20 protein-coding genes are annotated in these 20,392 nt (G+C 59.4%); 16 read left to right on the top strand and 4 right to left on the bottom strand.

Going from position 1 to position 20,392, the window contains the following annotated elements; translation table 11 throughout:
• Positions 1–63 precede the first annotated feature (63 nt).
• The gene (locus ACSOSP_RS26435) at positions 64–1,377 is read left to right on the top strand and encodes an MFS transporter (RefSeq protein WP_455311347.1); all 1,314 of its coding nucleotides are present in this window, start codon (positions 64–66) and stop codon (positions 1,375–1,377) included.
• Here the strand turns inward: ACSOSP_RS26435 and ACSOSP_RS26440 are convergent.
• The gene (locus tag ACSOSP_RS26440; protein ID WP_455311348.1) at positions 1,371–2,309 is read right to left on the bottom strand and encodes a LysR family transcriptional regulator; all 939 of its coding nucleotides are present in this window, start codon (positions 2,307–2,309) and stop codon (positions 1,371–1,373) included. The genes ACSOSP_RS26435 and ACSOSP_RS26440 overlap by 7 nt on opposite strands.
• A gap of 169 nt (positions 2,310–2,478) precedes the next feature.
• Here ACSOSP_RS26440 and ACSOSP_RS26445 point away from each other — a divergent pair, with 169 nt between their 5' ends.
• From ACSOSP_RS26445 to ACSOSP_RS26465, 5 genes are all read left to right on the top strand, one after another.
• A complete protein-coding gene (locus tag ACSOSP_RS26445) occupies positions 2,479–3,819 on the top strand; it encodes an MFS transporter (RefSeq protein ID WP_455311350.1) in 1,341 nt (446 codons plus the stop codon).
• Positions 3,820–3,858: 39 nt separating this feature from the next.
• The gene (locus ACSOSP_RS26450; protein WP_031357667.1) at positions 3,859–5,034 is read left to right on the top strand and encodes an L-rhamnonate dehydratase; all 1,176 of its coding nucleotides are present in this window, start codon (positions 3,859–3,861) and stop codon (positions 5,032–5,034) included.
• A gap of 112 nt (positions 5,035–5,146) precedes the next feature.
• Positions 5,147–5,308: a hypothetical protein gene (locus tag ACSOSP_RS26455; protein WP_455311351.1), complete on the top strand. Its 162-nt coding sequence runs from the start codon at positions 5,147–5,149 to the stop codon at positions 5,306–5,308.
• Between the two features lie 16 nt (positions 5,309–5,324).
• A complete protein-coding gene (locus tag ACSOSP_RS26460) occupies positions 5,325–6,326 on the top strand; it encodes a 4-hydroxythreonine-4-phosphate dehydrogenase PdxA (protein WP_455311353.1) in 1,002 nt (333 codons plus the stop codon).
• Between the two features lie 11 nt (positions 6,327–6,337).
• Positions 6,338–7,285: an amidohydrolase family protein gene (locus tag ACSOSP_RS26465; RefSeq protein ID WP_455311354.1), complete on the top strand. Its 948-nt coding sequence runs from the start codon at positions 6,338–6,340 to the stop codon at positions 7,283–7,285.
• A 14-nt stretch (positions 7,286–7,299) separates the two neighbouring features.
• On the opposite strand, the gene ACSOSP_RS26470 is transcribed toward ACSOSP_RS26465, so the two are convergent.
• Together ACSOSP_RS26470 and ACSOSP_RS26475 are read right to left on the bottom strand one after the other, a co-directional pair.
• Positions 7,300–8,547: a serine hydrolase domain-containing protein gene (locus ACSOSP_RS26470; protein WP_455311355.1), complete on the bottom strand. Its 1,248-nt coding sequence runs from the start codon at positions 8,545–8,547 to the stop codon at positions 7,300–7,302.
• A gap of 252 nt (positions 8,548–8,799) precedes the next feature.
• The gene (locus ACSOSP_RS26475) at positions 8,800–9,876 is read right to left on the bottom strand and encodes a substrate-binding domain-containing protein (RefSeq protein WP_455311357.1); all 1,077 of its coding nucleotides are present in this window, start codon (positions 9,874–9,876) and stop codon (positions 8,800–8,802) included.
• Positions 9,877–10,443: 567 nt separating this feature from the next.
• On the opposite strand from ACSOSP_RS26475, the gene ACSOSP_RS26480 reads away from it, so the two are divergent.
• The 10 genes from ACSOSP_RS26480 (at position 10,444) to ACSOSP_RS26525 (ending at position 19,339) form a co-directional block, all read left to right on the top strand.
• Positions 10,444–10,818, top strand: coding sequence for a RidA family protein (locus tag ACSOSP_RS26480; protein WP_455311358.1), 375 nt, complete (start codon positions 10,444–10,446; stop codon positions 10,816–10,818).
• Between the two features lie 144 nt (positions 10,819–10,962).
• The gene (locus tag ACSOSP_RS26485; protein ID WP_455311360.1) at positions 10,963–12,267 is read left to right on the top strand and encodes an MFS transporter; all 1,305 of its coding nucleotides are present in this window, start codon (positions 10,963–10,965) and stop codon (positions 12,265–12,267) included.
• 128 nt (positions 12,268–12,395) lie between these two features.
• Entirely contained in the window at positions 12,396–13,046 is a 651-nt protein-coding gene (locus tag ACSOSP_RS26490) for a flavin reductase family protein (protein WP_455311361.1), read from the top strand.
• Between the two features lie 148 nt (positions 13,047–13,194).
• On the top strand, positions 13,195–14,358 hold the full coding sequence (locus ACSOSP_RS26495) for an acyl-CoA dehydrogenase family protein (RefSeq protein ID WP_455311362.1): 1,164 nt from the start codon (positions 13,195–13,197) through the stop codon (positions 14,356–14,358).
• Positions 14,348–15,907: an AMP-binding protein gene (locus ACSOSP_RS26500; RefSeq protein ID WP_455311364.1), complete on the top strand. Its 1,560-nt coding sequence runs from the start codon at positions 14,348–14,350 to the stop codon at positions 15,905–15,907. Before ACSOSP_RS26495 ends, ACSOSP_RS26500 begins: the two co-directional genes overlap by 11 nt.
• Positions 15,894–16,688, top strand: a complete 795-nt coding sequence (locus ACSOSP_RS26505) for a citryl-CoA lyase (protein WP_455311365.1) — start codon at positions 15,894–15,896, stop codon at positions 16,686–16,688. Before ACSOSP_RS26500 ends, ACSOSP_RS26505 begins: the two co-directional genes overlap by 14 nt.
• The gene (locus tag ACSOSP_RS26510) at positions 16,685–17,161 is read left to right on the top strand and encodes an acyl-CoA thioesterase (protein ID WP_455311366.1); all 477 of its coding nucleotides are present in this window, start codon (positions 16,685–16,687) and stop codon (positions 17,159–17,161) included. The genes ACSOSP_RS26505 and ACSOSP_RS26510 overlap by 4 nt, the downstream gene beginning before the upstream one ends.
• A complete protein-coding gene (locus ACSOSP_RS26515; RefSeq protein ID WP_455311367.1) occupies positions 17,158–17,961 on the top strand; it encodes an enoyl-CoA hydratase/isomerase family protein in 804 nt (267 codons plus the stop codon). Before ACSOSP_RS26510 ends, ACSOSP_RS26515 begins: the two co-directional genes overlap by 4 nt.
• Positions 17,951–18,961 (top strand): amidohydrolase family protein, encoded by a 1,011-nt coding sequence (locus ACSOSP_RS26520; protein ID WP_455311369.1) that lies wholly within the window; start codon positions 17,951–17,953, stop codon positions 18,959–18,961. The genes ACSOSP_RS26515 and ACSOSP_RS26520 overlap by 11 nt, the downstream gene beginning before the upstream one ends.
• A gap of 30 nt (positions 18,962–18,991) precedes the next feature.
• Positions 18,992–19,339, top strand: a complete 348-nt coding sequence (locus ACSOSP_RS26525) for a hypothetical protein (protein ID WP_455311370.1) — start codon at positions 18,992–18,994, stop codon at positions 19,337–19,339.
• An 81-nt stretch (positions 19,340–19,420) separates the two neighbouring features.
• Here the strand turns inward: ACSOSP_RS26525 and ACSOSP_RS26530 are convergent, their stop codons facing one another.
• Positions 19,421–20,380 carry an SDR family oxidoreductase gene (locus ACSOSP_RS26530; RefSeq protein ID WP_455311371.1) on the bottom strand — a complete coding sequence of 320 codons (960 nt, stop codon included), beginning with the start codon at positions 20,378–20,380 and terminating at the stop codon, positions 19,421–19,423.
• Positions 20,381–20,392 lie beyond the last annotated feature (12 nt).

Genomic DNA, 20,392 nt, shown 5'->3' on the forward strand with positions numbered 1-20,392 from the left:
CGAAGCCTGAGTGCCTCGCATAAGAAGCGCCCCAAGGCGCAACAGTGAAGGAAGAGGAGACACATGTTCCATCGACCCAAGGTCAGCCGGTCAATCCTCGCGCTCATGTGCGCGATGTCGTTCATCATGTATCTGGATCGCGTGAATCTCTCGGCCGCCGCCGGCCTGATTCGCGATGACCTGCATCTCACCAACACCGACGTCGGCCTCGTCTTCGCCGCCTTCGCCTACACGTACGCGATCTGCCAGGTAATCGGCGGCTGGCTCAGCGATCGCTTCGGTGCGAAAACCACCCTGATCATCTGCGCGTCCATCTGGATCGTTGCGACTGTCGCTACCGGTTTCGCGGGCGGGGTCGTCACGTTATTTTGCGCGCGGATGTTGCTGGGCGTTGGCGAGGGCGCAGCGCTGCCGGCGCAAGCGCGTGCTTTGACCAACTGGTTTCCGGCCGAGAAGCGCGGCTTCGTGCAAGGTCTCACGCATTCGTTCTCACGCCTCGGCAACGCACTGACGCCGCCGTTGATCGCGATGCTCGTGGCGTTCGCATCATGGCGTGCGTCGTTCATCCTCGTCGGCGTGCTGACTGCGATCTGGGTATGCGCCTATGCATGGTATTTCACCGATAACCCGCGCAAGCATCGGCATATGACCGCAGGCGAAGCACTCGGCTTGCCGCCCGAAGGCAAGGTCGTGGTTGAGAAAACTCACGGCCCGGTTCCGTGGCGGCGGCTGCTCAAGCGCATCGGCCCGACCATGATTGTGTACTTCTGCTATGGCTGGACCGGCTGGTTATTCTTCACATGGTTGCCGACGTTTTTCATGCATGGCCGTGGCCTCGACCTGAAAAGCTCCGCGCTGTTTTCAGCCGGCGTATTCCTCTCCGGCGTGGTCGGCAATACGGCGGGCGGCGTGCTGAGCGACCGCATATTGAAGCGTACGCACAACGTAGTGGCGGCGCGGCGTAACGTTATCATCGGAGCGTTTCTGGGTGCACTCGTGTTCCTCACGCCGGTGCTGTTCGTCAAGTCGTTGCCGGTCATGGCTGCATCCATGAGCCTGTCGTTCTTCTTCCTGGAGATGACCATTGGACCCATCTGGGCCGTGCCGATGGACATTACGCCCAAACATGTCGGCATCGCGAGCGGCCTGGTGAATGCGGGCTCGGCAATAGCAGGTATCTTCTCGCCAATCGTATTTGGCTTCGTGGTGGATCACACCGGAAGCTGGACGTTGCCGTTCGCCGGTTCAGTCGGCCTGCTTGCGCTCGGCATCGTGATGACGTTCTTCATGCGTCCGGATATCGCGCTGGATCAAGGCGCAGATGAAGACGATGCAACCCGCCACGGACTTAAGCTGGCGGACCGCCCCGGTCACTGAGCAAGCGCTCCTCCACTGCGGATCACATCGATCACGAGTTGAGTCGCCGGCCTGATCCGGCGATTCTTGCGAAGAATCAGCCCATACGGTGCGAGCCTTCCACGCAACGGCGTTGGCAATGAGGTCATGGTGTTCAGCGCGACGTAGTACTGCGCGACCGAACTTGGCAACACCGCCAGCATGTCGGAGTCGCGCAAGAGCGAGAGCGTGGTGAGGATCGACGAGGTCTCGACAGTACTGACAGGCGGCGCCACGCGCGACTCGCGAAAGGTCTGGTCGATGATCTGGCGCATCGGGCTCGGATGCGGCTGCACGATCCACGGGTACTGCGCCAGCTCCACAAGCTTGGGCCGTGCCGCGGCCTTCGCCGCAGGATGATCCGGACGGGCGACAATCGATAAAGCCTCTTCTGACAAGGTCTCGAAACTCAGATCAAGCGCGGGGAAACCATCGGGAATCCGGCCGATCACGATATCGAGCTGGTCTTGCTGCAACGCCTGCACGAGCACGTCGCTGGTATCGATCTGCACGGAGATCTGCAGGCGCGGATGCGCCTCTTTCAGCGACACAATGGCGTGCGTCAACAGCTCGGGCGCGGGCGCCATCACGGCGCCAATGCGCACCTTGCCGATATCACCGGCTTCGATCGCGGCCAGTTCCTCACGCAGTTCATCGAGATCTTCAAACACCACGCGCGCATAGCGCATCACCGCTTCGCCGAAGATGGTCGGCTCCATGCCGCGCGCATGCCGCACGAACAGCGACACGCCAACTGTGTCCTCCAGTTCCTGCAGCGCCTTGGTCGCGGCGGGCTGGGTCATCGCGAGTTCGTCGGCGGCGCGTCGCAGCGATTCGAACTCCGAGAGCGCCACCATGAGTTGCAGGTGGCGCAGGCGCAAGCGCTTGCGGATGGTGGATGCGGGCGCGATCATGCGAGCGATAACTCCAGGGAATAGAGCGATGCGATTAATTCAATAGTCAGTTATCGCGTAGTTTCGCACACTACGGGTATCAAACGACACGCACAAAAACCCTCGACCTGGTGAGCGACGAACGAGCCGCCAGCGAGCAGCGTGCGACAAAAACTCAGGAGACGAATCAATGATCGCAACCCGCGATACGGCGCTTGACAGCGCTATTGGCCGAGCACGTTCGCGGCTGCTGCCATTCCTGGTACTGATGTACGTACTGGCCTTCATCGACCGTGCCAACGTGGGGTTCGCCAAGAGTGTCCTGCAAGCCGACACGGGCTTGAGCGACGCAGCATTCGCGTTTGGCGCGGGGGTCTTCTTCATCGGTTATGCGATCTTCGAGGTACCCAGCAATCTCCTCATGTACCGCTTCGGCGCGCGCGTCTGGATGAGCCGCATCATGGTGACGTGGGGCATTGTCTCGGCATGCACGGCGCTGGCTCACGATGCAACGAGCTTCTACGCGTTGCGTGTCCTGCTCGGGATAGCCGAGGCGGGATTCTTCCCCGGCATCATCCTGTTTCTTTCAAACTGGTTTCCGGCCAGGACGCGCTCGCAAACCATGGGCGCGTTCTACTTCGGCTTTCCGCTTGCACTGCTGCTCGGCAGTCCGGTGTCGGGCCTCTTGCTCGATGCGTCGAATCCATTCGGGCTGCATCCTTGGCAATGGCTGTTCGTGGTCGAAGGCGTGGCGGCTTCGGTGGTCGGTGTGATCGCCTACTTCTACCTGACCGATCGTCCCGCCGATGCACGCTGGCTCAGCGACGCGCAACGCGATGCATTGTCCCGCGCACTGCGTGACGAGGACGAACGCAAGCTCGCACACGGACCCGCCTCGGTGCTCGCTGCATTACGCGATACCCGTGTGCTCTTCTTCAGCTTCATCTACTTCACGGTGCAGATCAGCGTCTATGGCGTGGTCTTCTATTTGCCAACGCGCATTGCCGGACTGACCGGCGGCCATGTGGGGACGAAGGTCGGTTTGATCACCGCCATTCCATGGATTGCAGCGATTGCCGGGACCTTCGTCGTCACCCGCATTGCTGACCGCGTGGGACATCACCGGACGTTTGCCGCCGCCATGCTCACGCTCGCGGCGTTAGGTATCGCGGCATCGGCAATGACCGCTTCGCTTACGCTGGCCGTGATCGCGTTCTGCGTTGCCGCGATTGGCTTCGTCTCGGTGCAGCCACTCTTCTGGACCTTGCCGACGGGCTATCTTGGCGGCGCCGCTGCCGCGGGCGGCATCGCGCTCATCAATTCGATCGGCAACCTGGGCGGCTTCGTTGCCCCAAATCTGAAGGGACTGGCTGAGCGCATGGTTGGCTCACCGGAGGCGGGGATGTTCGCGCTTGCGGTCGCCGGGCTGATCGGCGCGGCCCTGCTGCTCGCGTTCAATTCTGCTTCGGCACAGTCCACCGGTTCAATCGATTCCGCCGCACCGCTTGGTAAAAAACGGCCGAGCCATTGAGTCCATTAAGTCATTCACTTCTTCGAGGAGAGTCAGACCATGAAAATCAAGCATATCCGCACGCGCGTCTTTGAGTGGAAAGGCAAGGTCGTGCCGCCGCAAGCGCATTTCTGCACGAATGCCGTGGACATTCTCTACGAGCGTGGCGACGCGATGGGTTCGTTCCGCTTTCACGGCTGGCTCGTGGTGGAAGTGGAGTGCGACGACGGCACCATCGGCATTGGCAACTGCGCGCTCGCACCGCGCATTGCGAAGCAGATCGTCGATGAATACCTCGCGCCTATCGCGATTGGCGAAGACCCGTTCGACAACGAATACATCTGGCAGAAGATGTACCGGCGCACTCACGCATGGGGCCGCAAGGGGATCGGCATGGCCGCGATCTCGGCCGTGGACATTGCGCTGTGGGACATCATGGGCAAGGCGGTCAACAAGCCGGTGTTCAAGCTGCTCGGTGGGCGCACGAAGGAGAAGATCTGGTGTTACGCGTCGAAGCTTTATAACAACGATGACCGCGATGTGTTCCTCGCCGAAGCGCAAGGGTATCTCGACCAGGGTTTCACCGCGATGAAGATGCGCTTCGGCTACGGTCCGAAGGACGGACCCAAGGGCATGGCGAAGAACCTGGAACAAGTGCGGCTGCTGCGTGAACTGGCAGGTGACGACATCGACATCATGGTCGAATGCTACATGGGCTGGACGCTCGAATACGCGCGCCGCATGCTGCCGCGCCTGGCCGAATTCAATCCGCGCTGGATCGAGGAGCCGGTGATTGGCGATGACGTCGAGGGGTATCAGGAACTGAAGAAGATGAACATCATTCCCGTGTCCGGCGGCGAACACGAATTCACGAGCTATGGTTTCAAGGACCTGCTCGAACGCCGCGCGGTGGACGTGATCCAGTACGACACGAATCGCGTGGGCGGCATCACGGCCGCGCGCAAGATCAACGCGATGGCGGAAGCATGGTCGGTGCCGGTGATCCCGCATGCGGGCCAGATGCATAACTACCACCTGACCATGTCGAGCACGGCGAGCCCGATGTCCGAGTTCTTCCCGGTGTTCGACGTTGAAGTAGGCAACGAATTGTTCTACTACATCTTCGAGGGCGAGCCGCAACCGGAGAACGGTTTCCTGCAACTCTCCGACGAGACGCCGGGGCTCGGCATCACCCTGAGCGACAAGTATCTCGACGACTTCAACATCATCGAGTGACCGGCAGCCTTTAGCGCTGATCGTCACCATCAGAACCGGAGACAGCCATGCAAAGCCGTATCGCCCGTCGCTGCTCGCCAGTCCCCGGCGGGTTGGCCTGCTGGGCGCATTGATGAATTGCGCCGGGAGTGTGGGCGGTATTTCAATTCCGCTGATCACCGGCTTCATCCTGCAGCGCACGGGTTCGTTCGATATCGTCCTGCAGTTCTATAGCGCCTGTGCGCTGGTTTACATCATCGGATCGATCGCTATCGATCTGCGCCGCACTCATTGAACATAGGGTGAAACGCATGACACCTCGTATTGCAGTATTGCTTGGCGACCCCGCCGGAATCGGCCCTGAACTCATCGCGCGTTTGCTCGCCAAACCGGAGAACCGGGCGCGCGCCGACCTGCTCATCATTGGAGACCGGCGTGAACTCCAGATGGGTATGGAGATCGCGGGGCAGCGGTTTGAATACACGGTCGTGGCCAACGAACAAGCCGCATTGACGGGCACGGGCACGCCGTCGCTGATCGACTTTCGCTTGGCCGACGACGCTCCATACGAGCGAGCCGTTTCTACTGAACGCGGCGGCCGTTACAGCCTGGAATCATTCAAGCAAGCGCTGGCATTGACCAAGGCGAATCGCACGCAGGGGATGCTGTTTGCGCCGGTCAACAAGACCTCGCTGCACATGGCGGGCATGCAGACTGGCGACGAGATGGAATGGTTCGCTCAGCAGCTTGGCTACACCGGCGCGTTCTGTGAGTTCAACGTGCTCGACGAATTGTGGACTTCCCGCGTGACCTCGCACATCGCGCTGAAGGACGTAAGCGCGAAGCTTTCGGCTGAGCGGATCATCAACGCCGTACGGTTGATTCACGATGGTCTCAAGCGTGCGGGCAACCCGGCGCCGCGCATTGCAGTGTGCGGCTTCAATCCGCATAACGGCGACAACGGCGCGTTCGGCCGCGAGGAGATCGACGTGATCGCGCCGGCCGTAGATGAAGCCCGCAAGCTCGGGTTTGACGCTCAGGGACCCTTCCCGGCCGACACAATCTTCGTGCGTGCCCGGGACCAGAAAGCGTTCGACGGCGTGGTCACCATGTACCACGACCAAGGCCAGATCGCGATGAAGCTGATGGGCTTCTGGCGTGGCGTCACGGTGCACGGAGGGTTACCAGTGCCAATCGCGACCCCGGCGCACGGCACGGCTTTCGATATCCACGGCCAGGGCCGCGCGGACGTAGGTGCAACGCAGAAGGCATTCGATATCGTCACACAGATGGCGCTTGCCCGCATGGGCTGACGACGATGCCCATGCCCATCGACGCAATGCGCGAACGCTTCCTGCAAAGCGGCGACAATGCCGACTTGCCGATAGTCGACGCGCATCATCACTTCTGGGACCTGCAGCGAAATTATCATCCGTGGCTGCGCGATCTCCCGCGGATTCAGTTTCGCTACGGCGACTACGAAGCGATTTGCCGGGACTTCTTGCCTGAGGATTATTTCGCGCTGGCTGCACCGCATCGCGTCGTGAAGACGGTCATGATGGAAGGCGAGTGGGACCCGCGCGATCCGCTTGGCGAAGCGCGCTGGGCAACTACGTTGAATGCGCGCTGCGGTTTTCCAAATGCGATGGCCGGGCAAGTCTGGCTCGACCGCGATGACGTGGCTGACGTGCTGCGCGAGTATCGTTCGATGCCACTCGTGCGAAGCGTACGCCACAAGCCCACGGCGGTGCCGCGTAGCGACCATACGGCAACGTTCGCCGCGCCCGGGTCGATGCGTTGCGACCGATGGCGCGCGGGGTATGCGCTGCTCGCTGCCAGCGGCCTGATGTTCGAGCTTCAGGCGCCATGGTGGCACTTCACCGAAGCCGTGGAGCTCGCGCGGGATTTCCCCGGCGTGACGATCATCGTGAACCATACGGGGTTGCCTGCGGACCGGAGCGTCGAGGGCTTGCAAGCTTGGCGGACTGCGCTTGCACAGCTCGCTGGGTGTACGAACGTCAGGCTCAAGATATCCGGCATCGGCGAGCGAGGCGTGCCTTGGAGTGTCGAACGCAATCGTCCGATAGTGCAGGATGCGATTGAAATCTTCGGTGTCGAACGATGTATGTTCGCAAGCAACTTCCCGGTGGACAGCGTGGTGGTGAAGTTGAATATGCTATTCGACGGCTTCAAGTCGATGGTCACAGACTTGAAGCCGCTCCAGCGCCTGGCGCTGTTTCACGACAATGCTGTCGCGCTATACAGGTTATGACGGTCTGAAGGCCGCTAGCCATATTGCGCGACAAGCGCGTTCCATAGCGCGAAGATTTCGAGCATGTCCGGATCGTGATCGTTGGTCCACACAGCAGTCTGAACCAGCACGAGCTTCGAGCGCGGGTCGACAATGATCCTCTGCCCGTCCATGCCAAGCAGCGCAAACACGCGATGATCGCCGGGCAGTATCCACACCTGATAACCGTAGCCCAATACCGTGGTCGCGCGCCCCGGCGCGAGGAAGCTCGTGGGTGAGCTCACCGTGGTTGCATCGAGCAGCCATTGGCGCGGGACGATCTGCTGGCCGTTCCACATTCCGTCATGCGCCATCATCAGGCCAAGGCGAGCCCAGTCACGCAGTGTGGAACTGACACAGCAGTACGTAATATCTTGTCCGGTCGGATCTTTTCCCCACGAGGCGTCGGACTCCATGCCCATCTTTTGCCAGATGCGCTCGCTTGCATATTGCGCAACCGACATGTGGACCGCGTGACTAATGACCAGGCCGAGGACCTCGGTCTCAATGCTCGCGTAGTTGAAGTGAGTGCCCGGCTCGCGCTGGCGCACGTTGAAGCGCTTGACGGCCGCGATCGCGCCCACGCCCTTGGCGTTCAACAAATCCCGCCCGAGCTTGTCGCGGTCGTCGCCGGCCATGCTGTTTTCGTGGAATACAACGCCCGACGACATGTGCAGCAGATTGCGAATCGACGTCTCGCCATACGCGGTGTTGGCCAGTTCGGGAACATACACGTCCGCATGATCGTCGATGGACCGGATAGCACCCTCGGAGACAGCAATGCCGACCAGCATGCCCACGATGGTCTTGGCCATCGACTGCGACATGAACGTGTCATCGTCCTTGCGATCGTATCGATAATGCTCGTAGAGAATGGTGTCGTCGCGGGCGATCAGCAATGCAGTGACCGGGTTCCGGTCGAGATAGCTGTCGATGGTCCTGATGTGGCCATCGTAGGGGTAGAGAAGCGGCAGTTCGTTATCGGCGCGTTTTAACGGCGATGCTGCACCGGTTCCCCTGGCGATTTCGTCCACGGACCTTACCTGGGCGAAGTGCGTGTAGTAACCCACGAACTCCTTTTGTGTCCGTGCTTTTCCCGGCGCCGGCAGCGGGTAGTTTTCCTGTGCGCCATAGGCGTCGGCGGCGTATCCGCTAGCGGAGAAAACGGGACCCGCTTGAGCATGGGCAATGCATGCCGCAAGCAATAGAAGGAGGGGAATGGCCGGCTTTGTCCATAAACGCACGATCCTGCTCCTTATGTCTTGCGATAGTCTTGCGATTGCGTTTCGACGAGATTTCCAGCAGATAACAGCCGCCGTGTCGAGGCGGCGATTTCACTTAAACGATTCATACAGGGGAAGCGTTGACTTCAGTGCGGACGCTTACTGAAGGTTGAACTGTGCATGTCAACGGGATGACGGCTTTGCGGCCGGTCTGTTTATTTGACCTGCCTTGCTCAGGTCAAATAAACGGGCGACGAACCACCGCCGCGCCGCTTAAGCTCGAAGAGCGCGTGATCGCTTGGGCGGGTTTGGCTTGCTCTCTGCGGGACTCGAACCCTGGGCACGATGAGGACCGTCAGACGCACGAATGATCAACTCAGGCGTCCAAACCTCCTGAAGATCCTTGGGTGGCCGGCCCGCCAGCCTCTCAAGCAACATTTCCGCCATCCGCTTGCCAGCGCGGTGCGTCTCAGCCGAAAAGGTTGTCAGCGAAGGCTGTATATAGCGCCCGATTGGATGATTGTCGCCTCCAATAACGCCTACATCACGACCCGCCACCCTGCCTGTTTCCGCAATCCCGCGCATCACGCCCAGGGCGATCAAGTCGTGGCCGCACACAATGGCTGTGGGCGGGTCGGGGAGTTCAAGCAACCGACGCGCAGCGTCCGCACCGCCTTCTTCGGATATTGCGGCTTCGACACAGAGCGTCTTGTCGTATTTGATCCCTGCCGCGCGCAATGCTTCCGCATACCCCACGTGCTCGTGGTGGCTGAACATCAGGTACTCAGGTGCATGGACAAGGGCGATTCGACGATGACCCAGTGCGATAAATCGTGCACAACCGGAGCGACCCACGACCTGATGATCGATATCGACATAGGCGTAATCGTCGGACGTGTCGCTTCTGCCGAAAGCGACAAACGGAATGTCGCGCTCGAGAAGGTAGGCTATGCGTTCGTCTTGGCGGCGTGTGCGTCCGAAGAGCAGCGCATCGACGCGCTGGCGTTCTATGAGGCGCTTGAATACGTCAATTTCCGCTTCCACGCTTCTGGCGGAAGCGACGATCACCTGATACCCGCTGCTATCCATCGCGTCATTCACGCCCATCAACATATCCAGAAAGAATGGGTGAGCGAATGACGTTTGCGGAGGCGACACGACGAACGCGATAGTGTCGGCCGATTGCCGGCGCAAGCGGCTCGCCGATGGATCCGGAGAAAAGCCGTGCAACTCTGCGGCCTCCAGTACGCGCTTACGGGTAGCCGGGCTTACGTCGTCCCGGTCGTTCAGAGCCTTCGACACAGTGCTGATGGAAAGCTTGAGCGTGGCCGCAAATTCCTGAATGTTCATTCCGATTTTCTCTAATTTTCTCTAACTCAACCGTGAGCAAGGCATCGAAAACGATTTTCGACATTCTACGCGATAGCCCGGGCGCATCAAGAACCCTGAAGTCTGACATGACAGAGAACGATTTCGGTCTCCGCTCTGCGCCCTTGCACCACGGACCATTCTTGCGTCAGTGTTTACCCCTTCAGTGATTTCAACCAAACCTGCCAGCAGGAGTGGTGGTTCGCGGCCCAGACGCTTGCGCGGCGCGGCTATCGGGGAAATTACGTGCACGAAAATCGACAGAAAACGATTTCGATAATTATTTTGTGGCGCTTGAATTTTGAAAATTGTGCTGCTATCTTTCAATCGAAATCGTTTTCGAACAAATCGACGAAAGCAGTTTCGCCGCTGAGAGCTTGAGTTGCCGAGAGGACGATGGAAGGCCCAATTTGCAGGCTGCGGTCTCCTACGGTTGAATTCGCAGCTCGGCCAGCGCGCATGCGACGCTCTCAAGGTTCATTTCTCGGCACGTAAAGTACGACTATTTAGCATGTCTATTTAATGGTGAGCGTTTTGATAGAACATATCGTGACCGAGAAAGCGCCTTTGCCGCGGGGGCATTACGCACAGGCAACCAAGGCAAACGGCTTTGTTTTTGTTTCAGGTCAGCTGCCCCTGACAAGCGACGGCAATGCCGCGCTGGCGGAAGGGCTCGAAGCGCAGGTTCAGCAGGCGCTTACGAACGTACGAGAAGTGCTTTTGGCGGCAGGAACCGATGTTGAAAGGCTTTTAAGCGTGCAGATATACGTGTCCGACATCGAAATCTGGCCGCGCGTGAACAAGCTTTACCAGGAGTTCATTGGAAACCCGGCGCCCGCTCGAACGGTGGTGCAGTGCGGGCAACTGCACTATGGAGCGTATATAGAGATTAGTGCGATCGCCCTTTGCGGTGACGCTCTCTGACCAAGGAAAAATAGATCAGATCAAAGCCGCGTCGAGTCGACAAGCAGGGGCATTGAGGTTGCGCGGTCCCCAGGATGTTGCTGTTGGATACGGTTCTGCGAATGCGGACTGTTCCATCCAAGGTATTCCACAGAGGAGATAAAAATGCAGATGTTTGATTGGTATCGAGCGGCCGCCCCGGCAGAACGGCGGACGTTCTGGGGATGCTTTAGCGGCTGGACGCTGGATAGTTTTGACAATCAGGTCTTGGCCTTTCTTTTGCCCACCCTGATGGCGGCGTGGCATTTTTCCAGGACCGAGGCGGGTCTGATTGCGACTTCGTCTTTGCTTGCCGCTGCAATTGGAGGATGGGTGTCGGGAATCTTGAGCGATCGGCACGGACGCGTACGCGTCTTGACCGGCTCGATCATCTGGTTCACGGCATTCAGCATCATTGCCGGGTTCACAGGCTCGTATCACCAGTTGCTGGTCGTGCGCGCTTTGCAGGGCTTGGGGTTCGGCGCCGAGTGGGCGGTCGGGGCCGCTTTGATGGCGGAGGTGATCAACCCGGCCCATCGGGGGAAAGCACTCGGCCTGGTTCAGAGTGGGTTCTCTGTTGGTTGGGCGCTCGCCGCTGTAGTCACGGGTGTTCTTCTGGCGTATCTGCCTTCATCGATTGCGTGGAGGTCCGCCTTCTGGGTTGGCGTCATTCCTGCGCTTGTCGTGCTGCTGATCCGGCGATATATTCCCGAGCCGGAAATCTTCCGCGAAATGAAGAAGGCGACAGGCGGTGCGATCGTGGCGACGTGGCGCTCATCCTTTCGCAGGGATGTCCGGCGCTCGAGTCTTCTCGCCGCGCTTCTGGTGACCGGGCTGCAGGCAAGCAGCTACGCCATCATGATCTGGCTGCCTACGATGCTGGTTCAGGTTCGCCACTTGCCGGTGTCGACGGTTGCCGTGATGGCGACCCTGATGAGTGCCGGCTCGTTCATCGGGCAAGTGAGCTTCGCGTACGTCAACGACTCACTGGGCCGTCGATTCACCGCGACAGTGTTTTGTCTCTGCGCCGTGCTGCTTACCGGTTGTTACTTGTTCATTCCAATGGACGCGTGGATATTGGCAGCGTTGGGGCTTCCTGTGGGCATCTGCATGAATGGTGCATTTGCCGGAATTGGGCCGATGTTGTCGGAGCTGTTCCCAACTCAGATTCGAACTACCTGCATGGGATTCTCGTACAACGTCGGCAAGTCGATTGGAGCGCTGAGCGTCGCCCTGGTTGGCGCTGTTGCCGATCATCTGGGCCTTGTGGGCTCGATCGCCCTGTTCTGCTCCATTGGCTATTTGTGTGCGTTCGTTGCGTTGGGGTTCCTACCGGAAACACGAGGTCGGGATCTCACGAGCATTGCCCCCAGCGAAGATCTGTTTGATCCGGCGGATTTATTGGACCAGGCAAGTCCAATTCGGAGATAGCACGCTGTGCAGTAAGTCTTGGGCCTCGGACGCCATGTATTAGTTCGGTAAGCTAAATTATTATGAAGCAATGATTCTGATCTCTTCGACAGCAGGCGCGCGAGGTTTTGTTGATATTGGGGGTGCACATGAGTAGTGAATTGGGAGTCGACGTACTCGATTCCGGGCCGGCTGTCGATTTTTACGATCCTGCCGCGGGGCACGGCCTGCCGCACGATCCGTTCAAGGCGATTGTCGCGCCGCGCCTGATAGGCTGGGTTTCGACCCGCTCGTCGAGCGGTCAGTTGAATCTCGCGCCATACAGCTTCTTCGGCGCATTCGCGGCGTTCCCGCCGATCATCGGTTTTTGCAGTGAAGGCCGTAAAGATAGCCTTCGCAATATCGAGGAAACGCGCGAATTCGTCTGGAGTCTCGCGACGCGTCCGCTTGCCGAGCAGATGAACCTTACGTCGGCACCGGTCGCGCCGGATGTCGACGAGTTTCAGCTAACGGGCCTGACGCCGGTCGCAGGGCGCAACGTGTCGGTGCCGCATGTGGGTGAATCGCCGGCTGCGCTCGAATGCAAGCTGCTCAAGATCGCGCATCTGCACGATCTGAATGGCAAGCCGACGGACAACTGGCTCGTGCTTGGTCAAGTGGTCGGTGTGCACATCCAGAAGGCGTATCTGAAGGACGGTCTCTTCGACACGCGCGCTGCGCAGCCAATCATGCGCGCGGGTTATCGCGGCGACTACGCGCAGATCGGCGAGATATTTGAAATGATTCGTCCGGCATCCTGAACTTCGGGGGCGCTTAGCCGGTTTCGTCACCTTCAGTTATTTAAAAACTACCGAAAACGTTGTAGATAGAGAATGTTTGTGTTTGACATCAATGCAAGCATGTGCAAACATTATCTAACGAAATCGTTTTCGTAAATATGAGAACACCATGATTCAAATCGATCACGAAGTGTCCATGATCCGGGAAACCGCACGTCGATTCGTGCGCAATCGGCTCGGTCCTCTCGAACAGCAAATCGAAACAGATGACGATGTCAGCACGGAGTTGCTTGCCCAGTTGCGCTCGGAAGTTGCAGCACTGGGCTTGTACGGGTTCAACCTTCCCGAAAGTATTGGCGGACCCGGCCTCTCGGCCGCTGCGAAAGTGGCCATCCTCGAGGAGCTCACGCATACGTCGGTACCGTTGAGCGAGGTATTCGGTCATCTGCCGCTTCAACTGACCCAGACCAATGACCGCCAGCGAGCCGAACTTTTGCCGGGTATCTTGTCAGGCCAGAAGATCGTCACGTACGCGTTGACCGAGCCTAACGCGGGATCGGACCTCAGCGGACTTCGCACCAGAGCGGAGAAAGTGCCGGGGGGCTGGTTGCTTAACGGAAGCAAGCATTTCATCTCGCACGCCGAGACGGCCGACTACATCATCGTGCTCGCTGTCACGGACCCGTCGGCGACGCTGAAGAACAAGCTCACTACGTTTGTCGTTCGCCGTGGCAATCCGGGTGTGGTCGGGATGACGCGCTATCGGAAGATGGGATGGCGTGGATACCACCTCAACGGCTTCACCCTCGAAAACTGCTTCGTTCCTGATGAAGATCTTCTTGGCGAGCCCAACGCGGGCTTCCTCGGCATGATGCAGTCGATCAACCAGGACAGGCTGCTGTCCGCGAGCCGTTCACTCGGTCTTGCCGCACGTGCCCAATCAATGGCCTGTGAGTACGCGCTCGAGCGCAAGGCATTTGGCGCAAATCTCGCGCAACATCAGGGAATCCAGTTCATGGTTGCCGACAATGATGTGGAAATTGAAGCGGCGAGAATGTTGATTCGCGCGGCAGCGGAAATGATCGAAGAGGGAGACCCGCAAGCACACGTAGCCGCATGCCGTGCGAAGCTTTATGCGAGCGAGATGGGATGCCGGGTAACGGATCGCGTGCTGCAGATCTTCGGTGGAATGGGTTACATGACCGAACTTCCGATCGAACGCTTTTATCGCGATGCCCGGGCGTTTCGTATCGGCGAAGGCACGTCGGAAATGCAGCGTATTCAAATCGCGCGCGCCGCCTTTGCCGTGTCCGGAGGTCGTCATGGCATTTGATTTGCTCGAATCGGGCGATGCCGATCTTGTCGCCCTGCATCATGGCGAAAGAACGTTCACTCGCGGCGAACTGCGGATCGCGTCGCGACGAGCCGCTTCCTTTCTATATGAGCTTGGGGTCAGGCGAGGCGACACCGTAGCGGTGTGGTTGCCGGACGGCGGCGTGTGGCTGCAGCTTTTCTTCGCGGCGGCGCAGCTTGGTGCGTTGATGGTGCCGGTCAGTACGCGATTCAAGCTGCAGGAAGCGCAGCATGTTGTCGGCACGGCGAAACCGCGCGTACTCGTGGTGCCGCAGCGTTTTCTTGATTTCGACTACGCAGGCGCGGGTCGTGAGATTCAGGCTTGCAGCGACGATTTGCAGCACGTTGTGGAAGTGCCGCAATTCGATGGCTTTGAATGGGGTGCGTTCGAGGCGTATTCAGAGTGGGACGGCCAGGACACGGATCGGCTCTGCACGTTTACAACGTCTGGAACAACCGGCCGGCCCAAGCTCGCCGTTCACACGGCAGGCGGAATTGCACGGCATGCGCGCAACGTTGGGCGAATCAACGACGTGCGTGTGGGAGACGTGGTGCTCTGCGCGCTTCCCCTTTATGGGGTCCTTGGATTCGTTCAGGCCATCGCAGCACTCGCCTCAGGGGCTGCTTGCGTGCTGTTGCCGGTCTTCAAGGCGGAAGCTGCCGCAGCAGCCATGGAGCGGCATCGCGTGACGCATTTCTTCGGGTCGGACGCAATGATGGACATGGTGCTCAACGCCGGAGATTTCTCGTTGGCTACGTGGCGCCGTGGCGCCTTTGCGGAATATGCAAGCCTCGGCCCAAACGTCATTGCCAAGGCGTGGGAATCCTGGGGCGTGCGCCTCACTGGCTTGTACGGCATGTCGGAATGTTTTGCGATGACCGCGATGCGCGACCCCGAGGGAGACGCACACCAGCGGGGCATGCCGGGAGGTACGCCTATTTCCTCTGAGATCTCGTTTCGAATCGTCGATCCTGCAAGCGCAGCTATCTTGCCCGACGGGCAACAGGGTGAATTGCAGTTGCGCGGCTATAACGTCATGGCGAGCTATCTGAACAATCCTGTCGCGACGGCAGAGGCGTTCACCGCGGACGGCTGGTTCAGGACCGGCGATCTCGCGTACGCCGATGGCGGCACGTTTTTCTACCAGGCCAGAATCAAGGACAGCTTGCGTCTGCGCGGTTATCTGGTCGACCCCGTCGAGATAGAGACGTTTCTCGCGCAACATCCGGGCGTTCAGGCGGCGCAGGTCGTCGGGGTTCATCTCGAAGGTGAAGGAGATGTGGCTATCGCTTTTGTTTGTCCCTCAAAGACACCTGCTACGGAGAACGAATTGATTGCCTACTGCAAGCGGGGAATTTCCGGCTTCAAGGTTCCGCGGCGCATCCTGCCGGTCGATTCCTATCCGCAACAGGACGGTCCCAACGGCGTCAAGATCCTCAAGAGCGTATTGCGGGAAATGGCGTCGCAATGTCTTGGTCCTGTTCAAACCGTATCGGTATCACGGGAGATTAATCATGAAGCAAACTGAAATTCGATCAGACATTGCATGGGCTACGCCGACCAAGGTGGTAGTTCACGGCCTCGATCTCTGTGAAGACATCGTGGGCAAGATCGACTTCGGTCAAATGGCGTTCCTGCAATTGTTCGCGCGACTGCCTGAAGAGCGCGAGTTGCGCATGTTCAACGCGATGATGGTCATTCTTGTCGAACACGGCATCACGCCATCGTCGCTGGCAACGCGCATGACCTATGCCGGTGCGCCTGAAGCGGTGCAGGCGGCGGTCGCCGCTGGATTGTTGGGATTGGGGTCGGTGTTCGTCGGTTCGCTCGACAACGCGGCGCGGCTTTTACAGAAGTCGCTGCCCGATCCGCTTAACGTGCCGGACATCGACGTACTTGCTCGCGAGATCGTCGATGACTATCGCGCGCGCAAGGAGATTTTGCCGGGAATAGGGCATCCGTTTCACAAGCCGATCGATCCTCGTGCGCCTGCGCTGTTCAGGGTCGCGCGAGAGACAGGATACGACGGACCCTACATTCGCCTCATGACGGCAATCGGACATGAAGCTGAGCGGCAGCTCAACCGTTCTTTGCCAGTGAATGTCACAGGCGCGATGGGGGCGGTGGCATCGGAAATGGGTATTGGCTGGCAGATCTGCCGGGGACTGGCGGTTGCCGCGCGATCGGTCGGCCTGGTGGGCCACATCCTGGAAGAAATGCGTCAGCCGATTGCCACCGCGCTTTACCTGCGCACCGAACACGAGGCCAGTGCGCATCTGGTCCCCAAGGAGCACCAGGAGGGAGTATGACGGCCTTCGAACAAGACGGGATGCCGTCAACGCAACGCTCGACGGCGCAAGGCGGTGACTATCGATTCTGGACCGACGAGAAGCTGAGGAATGCAGATACCGATCAGTTCAAACACGTCAACAATGCAGCTATCGCGACGTTTTTCGAGGCGGCTCGCATGGAGATCTTTGCGCCGCCCTCAATTCATGCGCTGATGGACGGGGCGAACCTCGCGGTGGTGAAGCTGCTGATTGAGTTCAGTGCTGAGTTGCATTTTCCCGGATACGTGCGTGTGGGAAGCACGGTTGTCGACGTGGGGAACACATCGTTCAGGGTACAGCAGGGCTTGTTTGGAGGAGTGGATGACACCTGTTGCGCGAAGGCGGAAGCCGTGTGCGTCCTCGTTCATGGCGAGACAGGACGTCCTCATCCAATCACACCTGAATTGCGCGCATACCTTTTGACCCGTGAGGGTAGGGAGACTTTCGCATGAATGGGAACGAAGTTCTGTATGAGCGGCGTGGAGACGTTGCGCTCCTCACGCTCAACGATCCCGACCGCCGCAATGCGCTGTCCCGGGAGATTGTCCGCGGATTGTCGAGTGCGCTGGACACCGCGTTAAGCGAAGGCGTACGCGCGGTGGTGATAACCGCGGCTGGACCTGCATTTTGTGCCGGCGCCAATATCGACGATCTTCGCGACGGATGGATGGAGTGCCCGCACCCGGACGAAGATCCGGCGGTCATGTTCAAACGTATCGCCGAGTTCGATCGACCCGTGGTAGCTGCAGTTCATGGTGCTGCGGTGGGCGGCGGAATGGAGCTCACGCTCGCCTGCGATCTTGTCGTCGCGGCCGACTCGGCGTGGTTCTCGATGCCTGAGTTAGGTCACGGGGTGATTCCGAATACCGGCCTCGCGTTGCTCTCTCGAGTCGTCGGCATTCGCCGCGCATTCGACTTGATACTGACGCGCCGGCGCGTGTCCGTGGAGGAGGCGTTGGACATCGGCCTTGTTAACCGTGTGTTGCCCGGCGACAAGGTCGTCGAAGGGGCATTGTCCCTCGCTGAACAAATCGTGGAATCAGTGCCGCCTGGTGCGCTAAAAGCGGCCAAGCGCAATCTGCATGCGCACGCGGCGATTGATTGGACCCGTGTGCTGAGTTCGCCGCTCGATGTCCCGAAGCAAGAGTGGCAAGAGGGATTGACCGCTTTCACTGAAAAGAGAGCGCCGGAATACGGGCGCTTTTGGGAAGAGACCCAACATTTAATCAAAGGAGCAAGCCTTGATCATTGACCTTCATGCACACGCGCTCGATGAGCAGTTCATTCACGATCTCTCGAAGACGCCGGTGGCCGGGCTTCGCGCAGAACGCGGAGACGACGGGTATTGGGTGATTCGCCGGCAAGGCGATGACCGCAAGAGTTCGATCGATCCGAACCTGCACGATCTTCCCAAGCGGCTCGAGAGCCTGCGCAAACGGGATGTGGGGCTCCAGCTGTTTGCGCCCCCGCCGTTCATGCTCGCATGGCCGGGCGGCGCCTCAGGCGTAGAGCTTGTCCGTGCGTTGAATAGGGCGAGCCATCGCACCGCGGAGCAATCGGGCGGGCGGATGGAGATGCTGGCGGTGCTCGCCCTTGGGGAGCCCGACGTCGCTGCTCAGGAACTGCGGCGCGCCGTGGACGAGTATGGCGTGCGCGGCGTAATGATGCCGAGTTCCGCGGGAGGCAAGCCGCTCGATGGCCCCGAGTTTGCGCCTTTGTTCGCGCTGATCGAGAAACTCGGGCTCGTCATTTTTATGCATCCGACCTCCGCAGTGACATCGGAGCGGTTTGGAATGTACGGGGTGCATGTGCTTATCGGATGGCCGTTTGAAACCACGCTGGCCGTCACGCGGATGATCTTCGAGGGGCTGCTCGAGCGTCATCCAAGACTGAAGCTGGTGCTTGCACACGGTGGTGGAAACCTGATGTTCTTGCGAGGCCGTCTCAATTCAGCTTATGAGGCGACGGGTTGGGAGGCAGACCCGTATTTTCGCAAGAACATTACCCGGCCGCCGAGTGAGTACCTTGACCGTCTTTACTACGATACCTGCGCATTGAGCGAAGACAGTAATCGCTTCACGATCCTGACAATGGGCGCAGAGCGGGTCGTGTTCGGCTCGGACTATCCGTTCGATATTGGCGACCCCGAAGGTCGACGCACGGTCCCGGTGGTGGATGCGCTGCCTGAAGCGCAGCGGCAGATGATTTACAGCGGCAATGCGCTACGACTGCTTGAAGGAGCAGGTCGCTGATACGCGAATGCGCCATTTGAGGAGAGTAAGGTGACTCAGACGAATGACATGTCGACCCTGGCCATTGCGGAACACCCTGACGCGTCGCTGAATACGATGGAGGACGCGGCAATGAGCGCGCCACTCTCGATTGCCCGAAGTGCTTTGGATCCGATAGATATCGCGCGTCTGCAGGGACTCGCGATCGCAAACGCGGAAGATGCAAGCTTGTGGCGATGGTTCTCCCTGATGTTGCAGGACTCGCGCATAAGGTGGTGCCTGGCGCACGGCAACTGGCTGGTTTCTGTTGAACATCGGCATGTGGCAACTGAAGAGAGCTTTGACGAGGCGATACGGGCAGCAAAGGCCAGGTGCGACGGACCTGGCAAACGGCGATGACTTGTTGATTCTGTCAATTCTGTTGATCCCCAAGTCGATGCTTCGACACCCGGTTCGATGGAGCCGTCATATTCGTTTCGCTTAGATGCAACGCAGCGAAGTCAGCGTGGTCCTGACCGCCTCATCCCAGGGCGTATGCGGTTCCTCACCCAGCGTAGCCAGCAGCGGAGCATTCTCCATGCGGATGGGCTCCTTCCACAAGTAGCGCATCTCCCGCATTTCACGGAACATCTCCGAGAATGGCGACATCAGCGGAAGCACCCACCAGGGGAACGCACGCACCTTGACGCGAGGCTGGTCGACCGAGCGTCTGATTGCCCCGATCATCTGCGTGCCATCGGCGTCCCAGTGACCCCTCATGTGAAAGGCTGCGAAGTCGGGCAGCCGATCTTCCTGTTCGATCAGACGCAGCATGGTAAGCGCCACGTCGGGCACATAAGCCCACTGATGTCCGATACCCGCTTTGCCCGGATAGAACATGGCGCGAACGGGTTTGCCCGGTTTGACGAGCCCGCCTGAAAACCAGCTATTGCCAGTACTGCCGGGACCGAAAAAATCGCCGGCCCGCACGACCAGGCTGCGCACACCCTCCGAGCTTGCCGCTTGCAGGCGGCGCTCCAGTTCGACGCGAATCGCACCCTTATGCGTGAGCGGCTCCTGAGACGCGGATTCACGCAATACAGGGAATGCGTTGGGACCGAAGTTATAGACCGTGCCAGGCAAGACGATCCTCGCGCCTGAAGCGCGCGCCGCGGCAATGGTGTTGTCGATCATCGGCAGTACGAGTTGCGCCCAGTTGCGATATCCCGGTGGATTGACCGCGTGAACAACGAGTTGCGCCCCGTCTGCGGCCGCGACAACGTCCTGACGATTCATCGCGTCACCCTTGATCCAGTCGAATCGATCGTCGCGGTTGGTCAACGAAGCGGGGTCCCGATGCAACGCGCGCACCTTCCAGCCACGCGCCACGAGTTGCCGCGCCACTTCACCGCCGATGCTGCCGGTAGCCCCAAGAATCAATGCTGTGCGAGTGCTCGTCATGTTTGCCTCCTG

The sequence above is a fragment of the Caballeronia sp. KNU42 genome, from assembly GCF_053760385.1.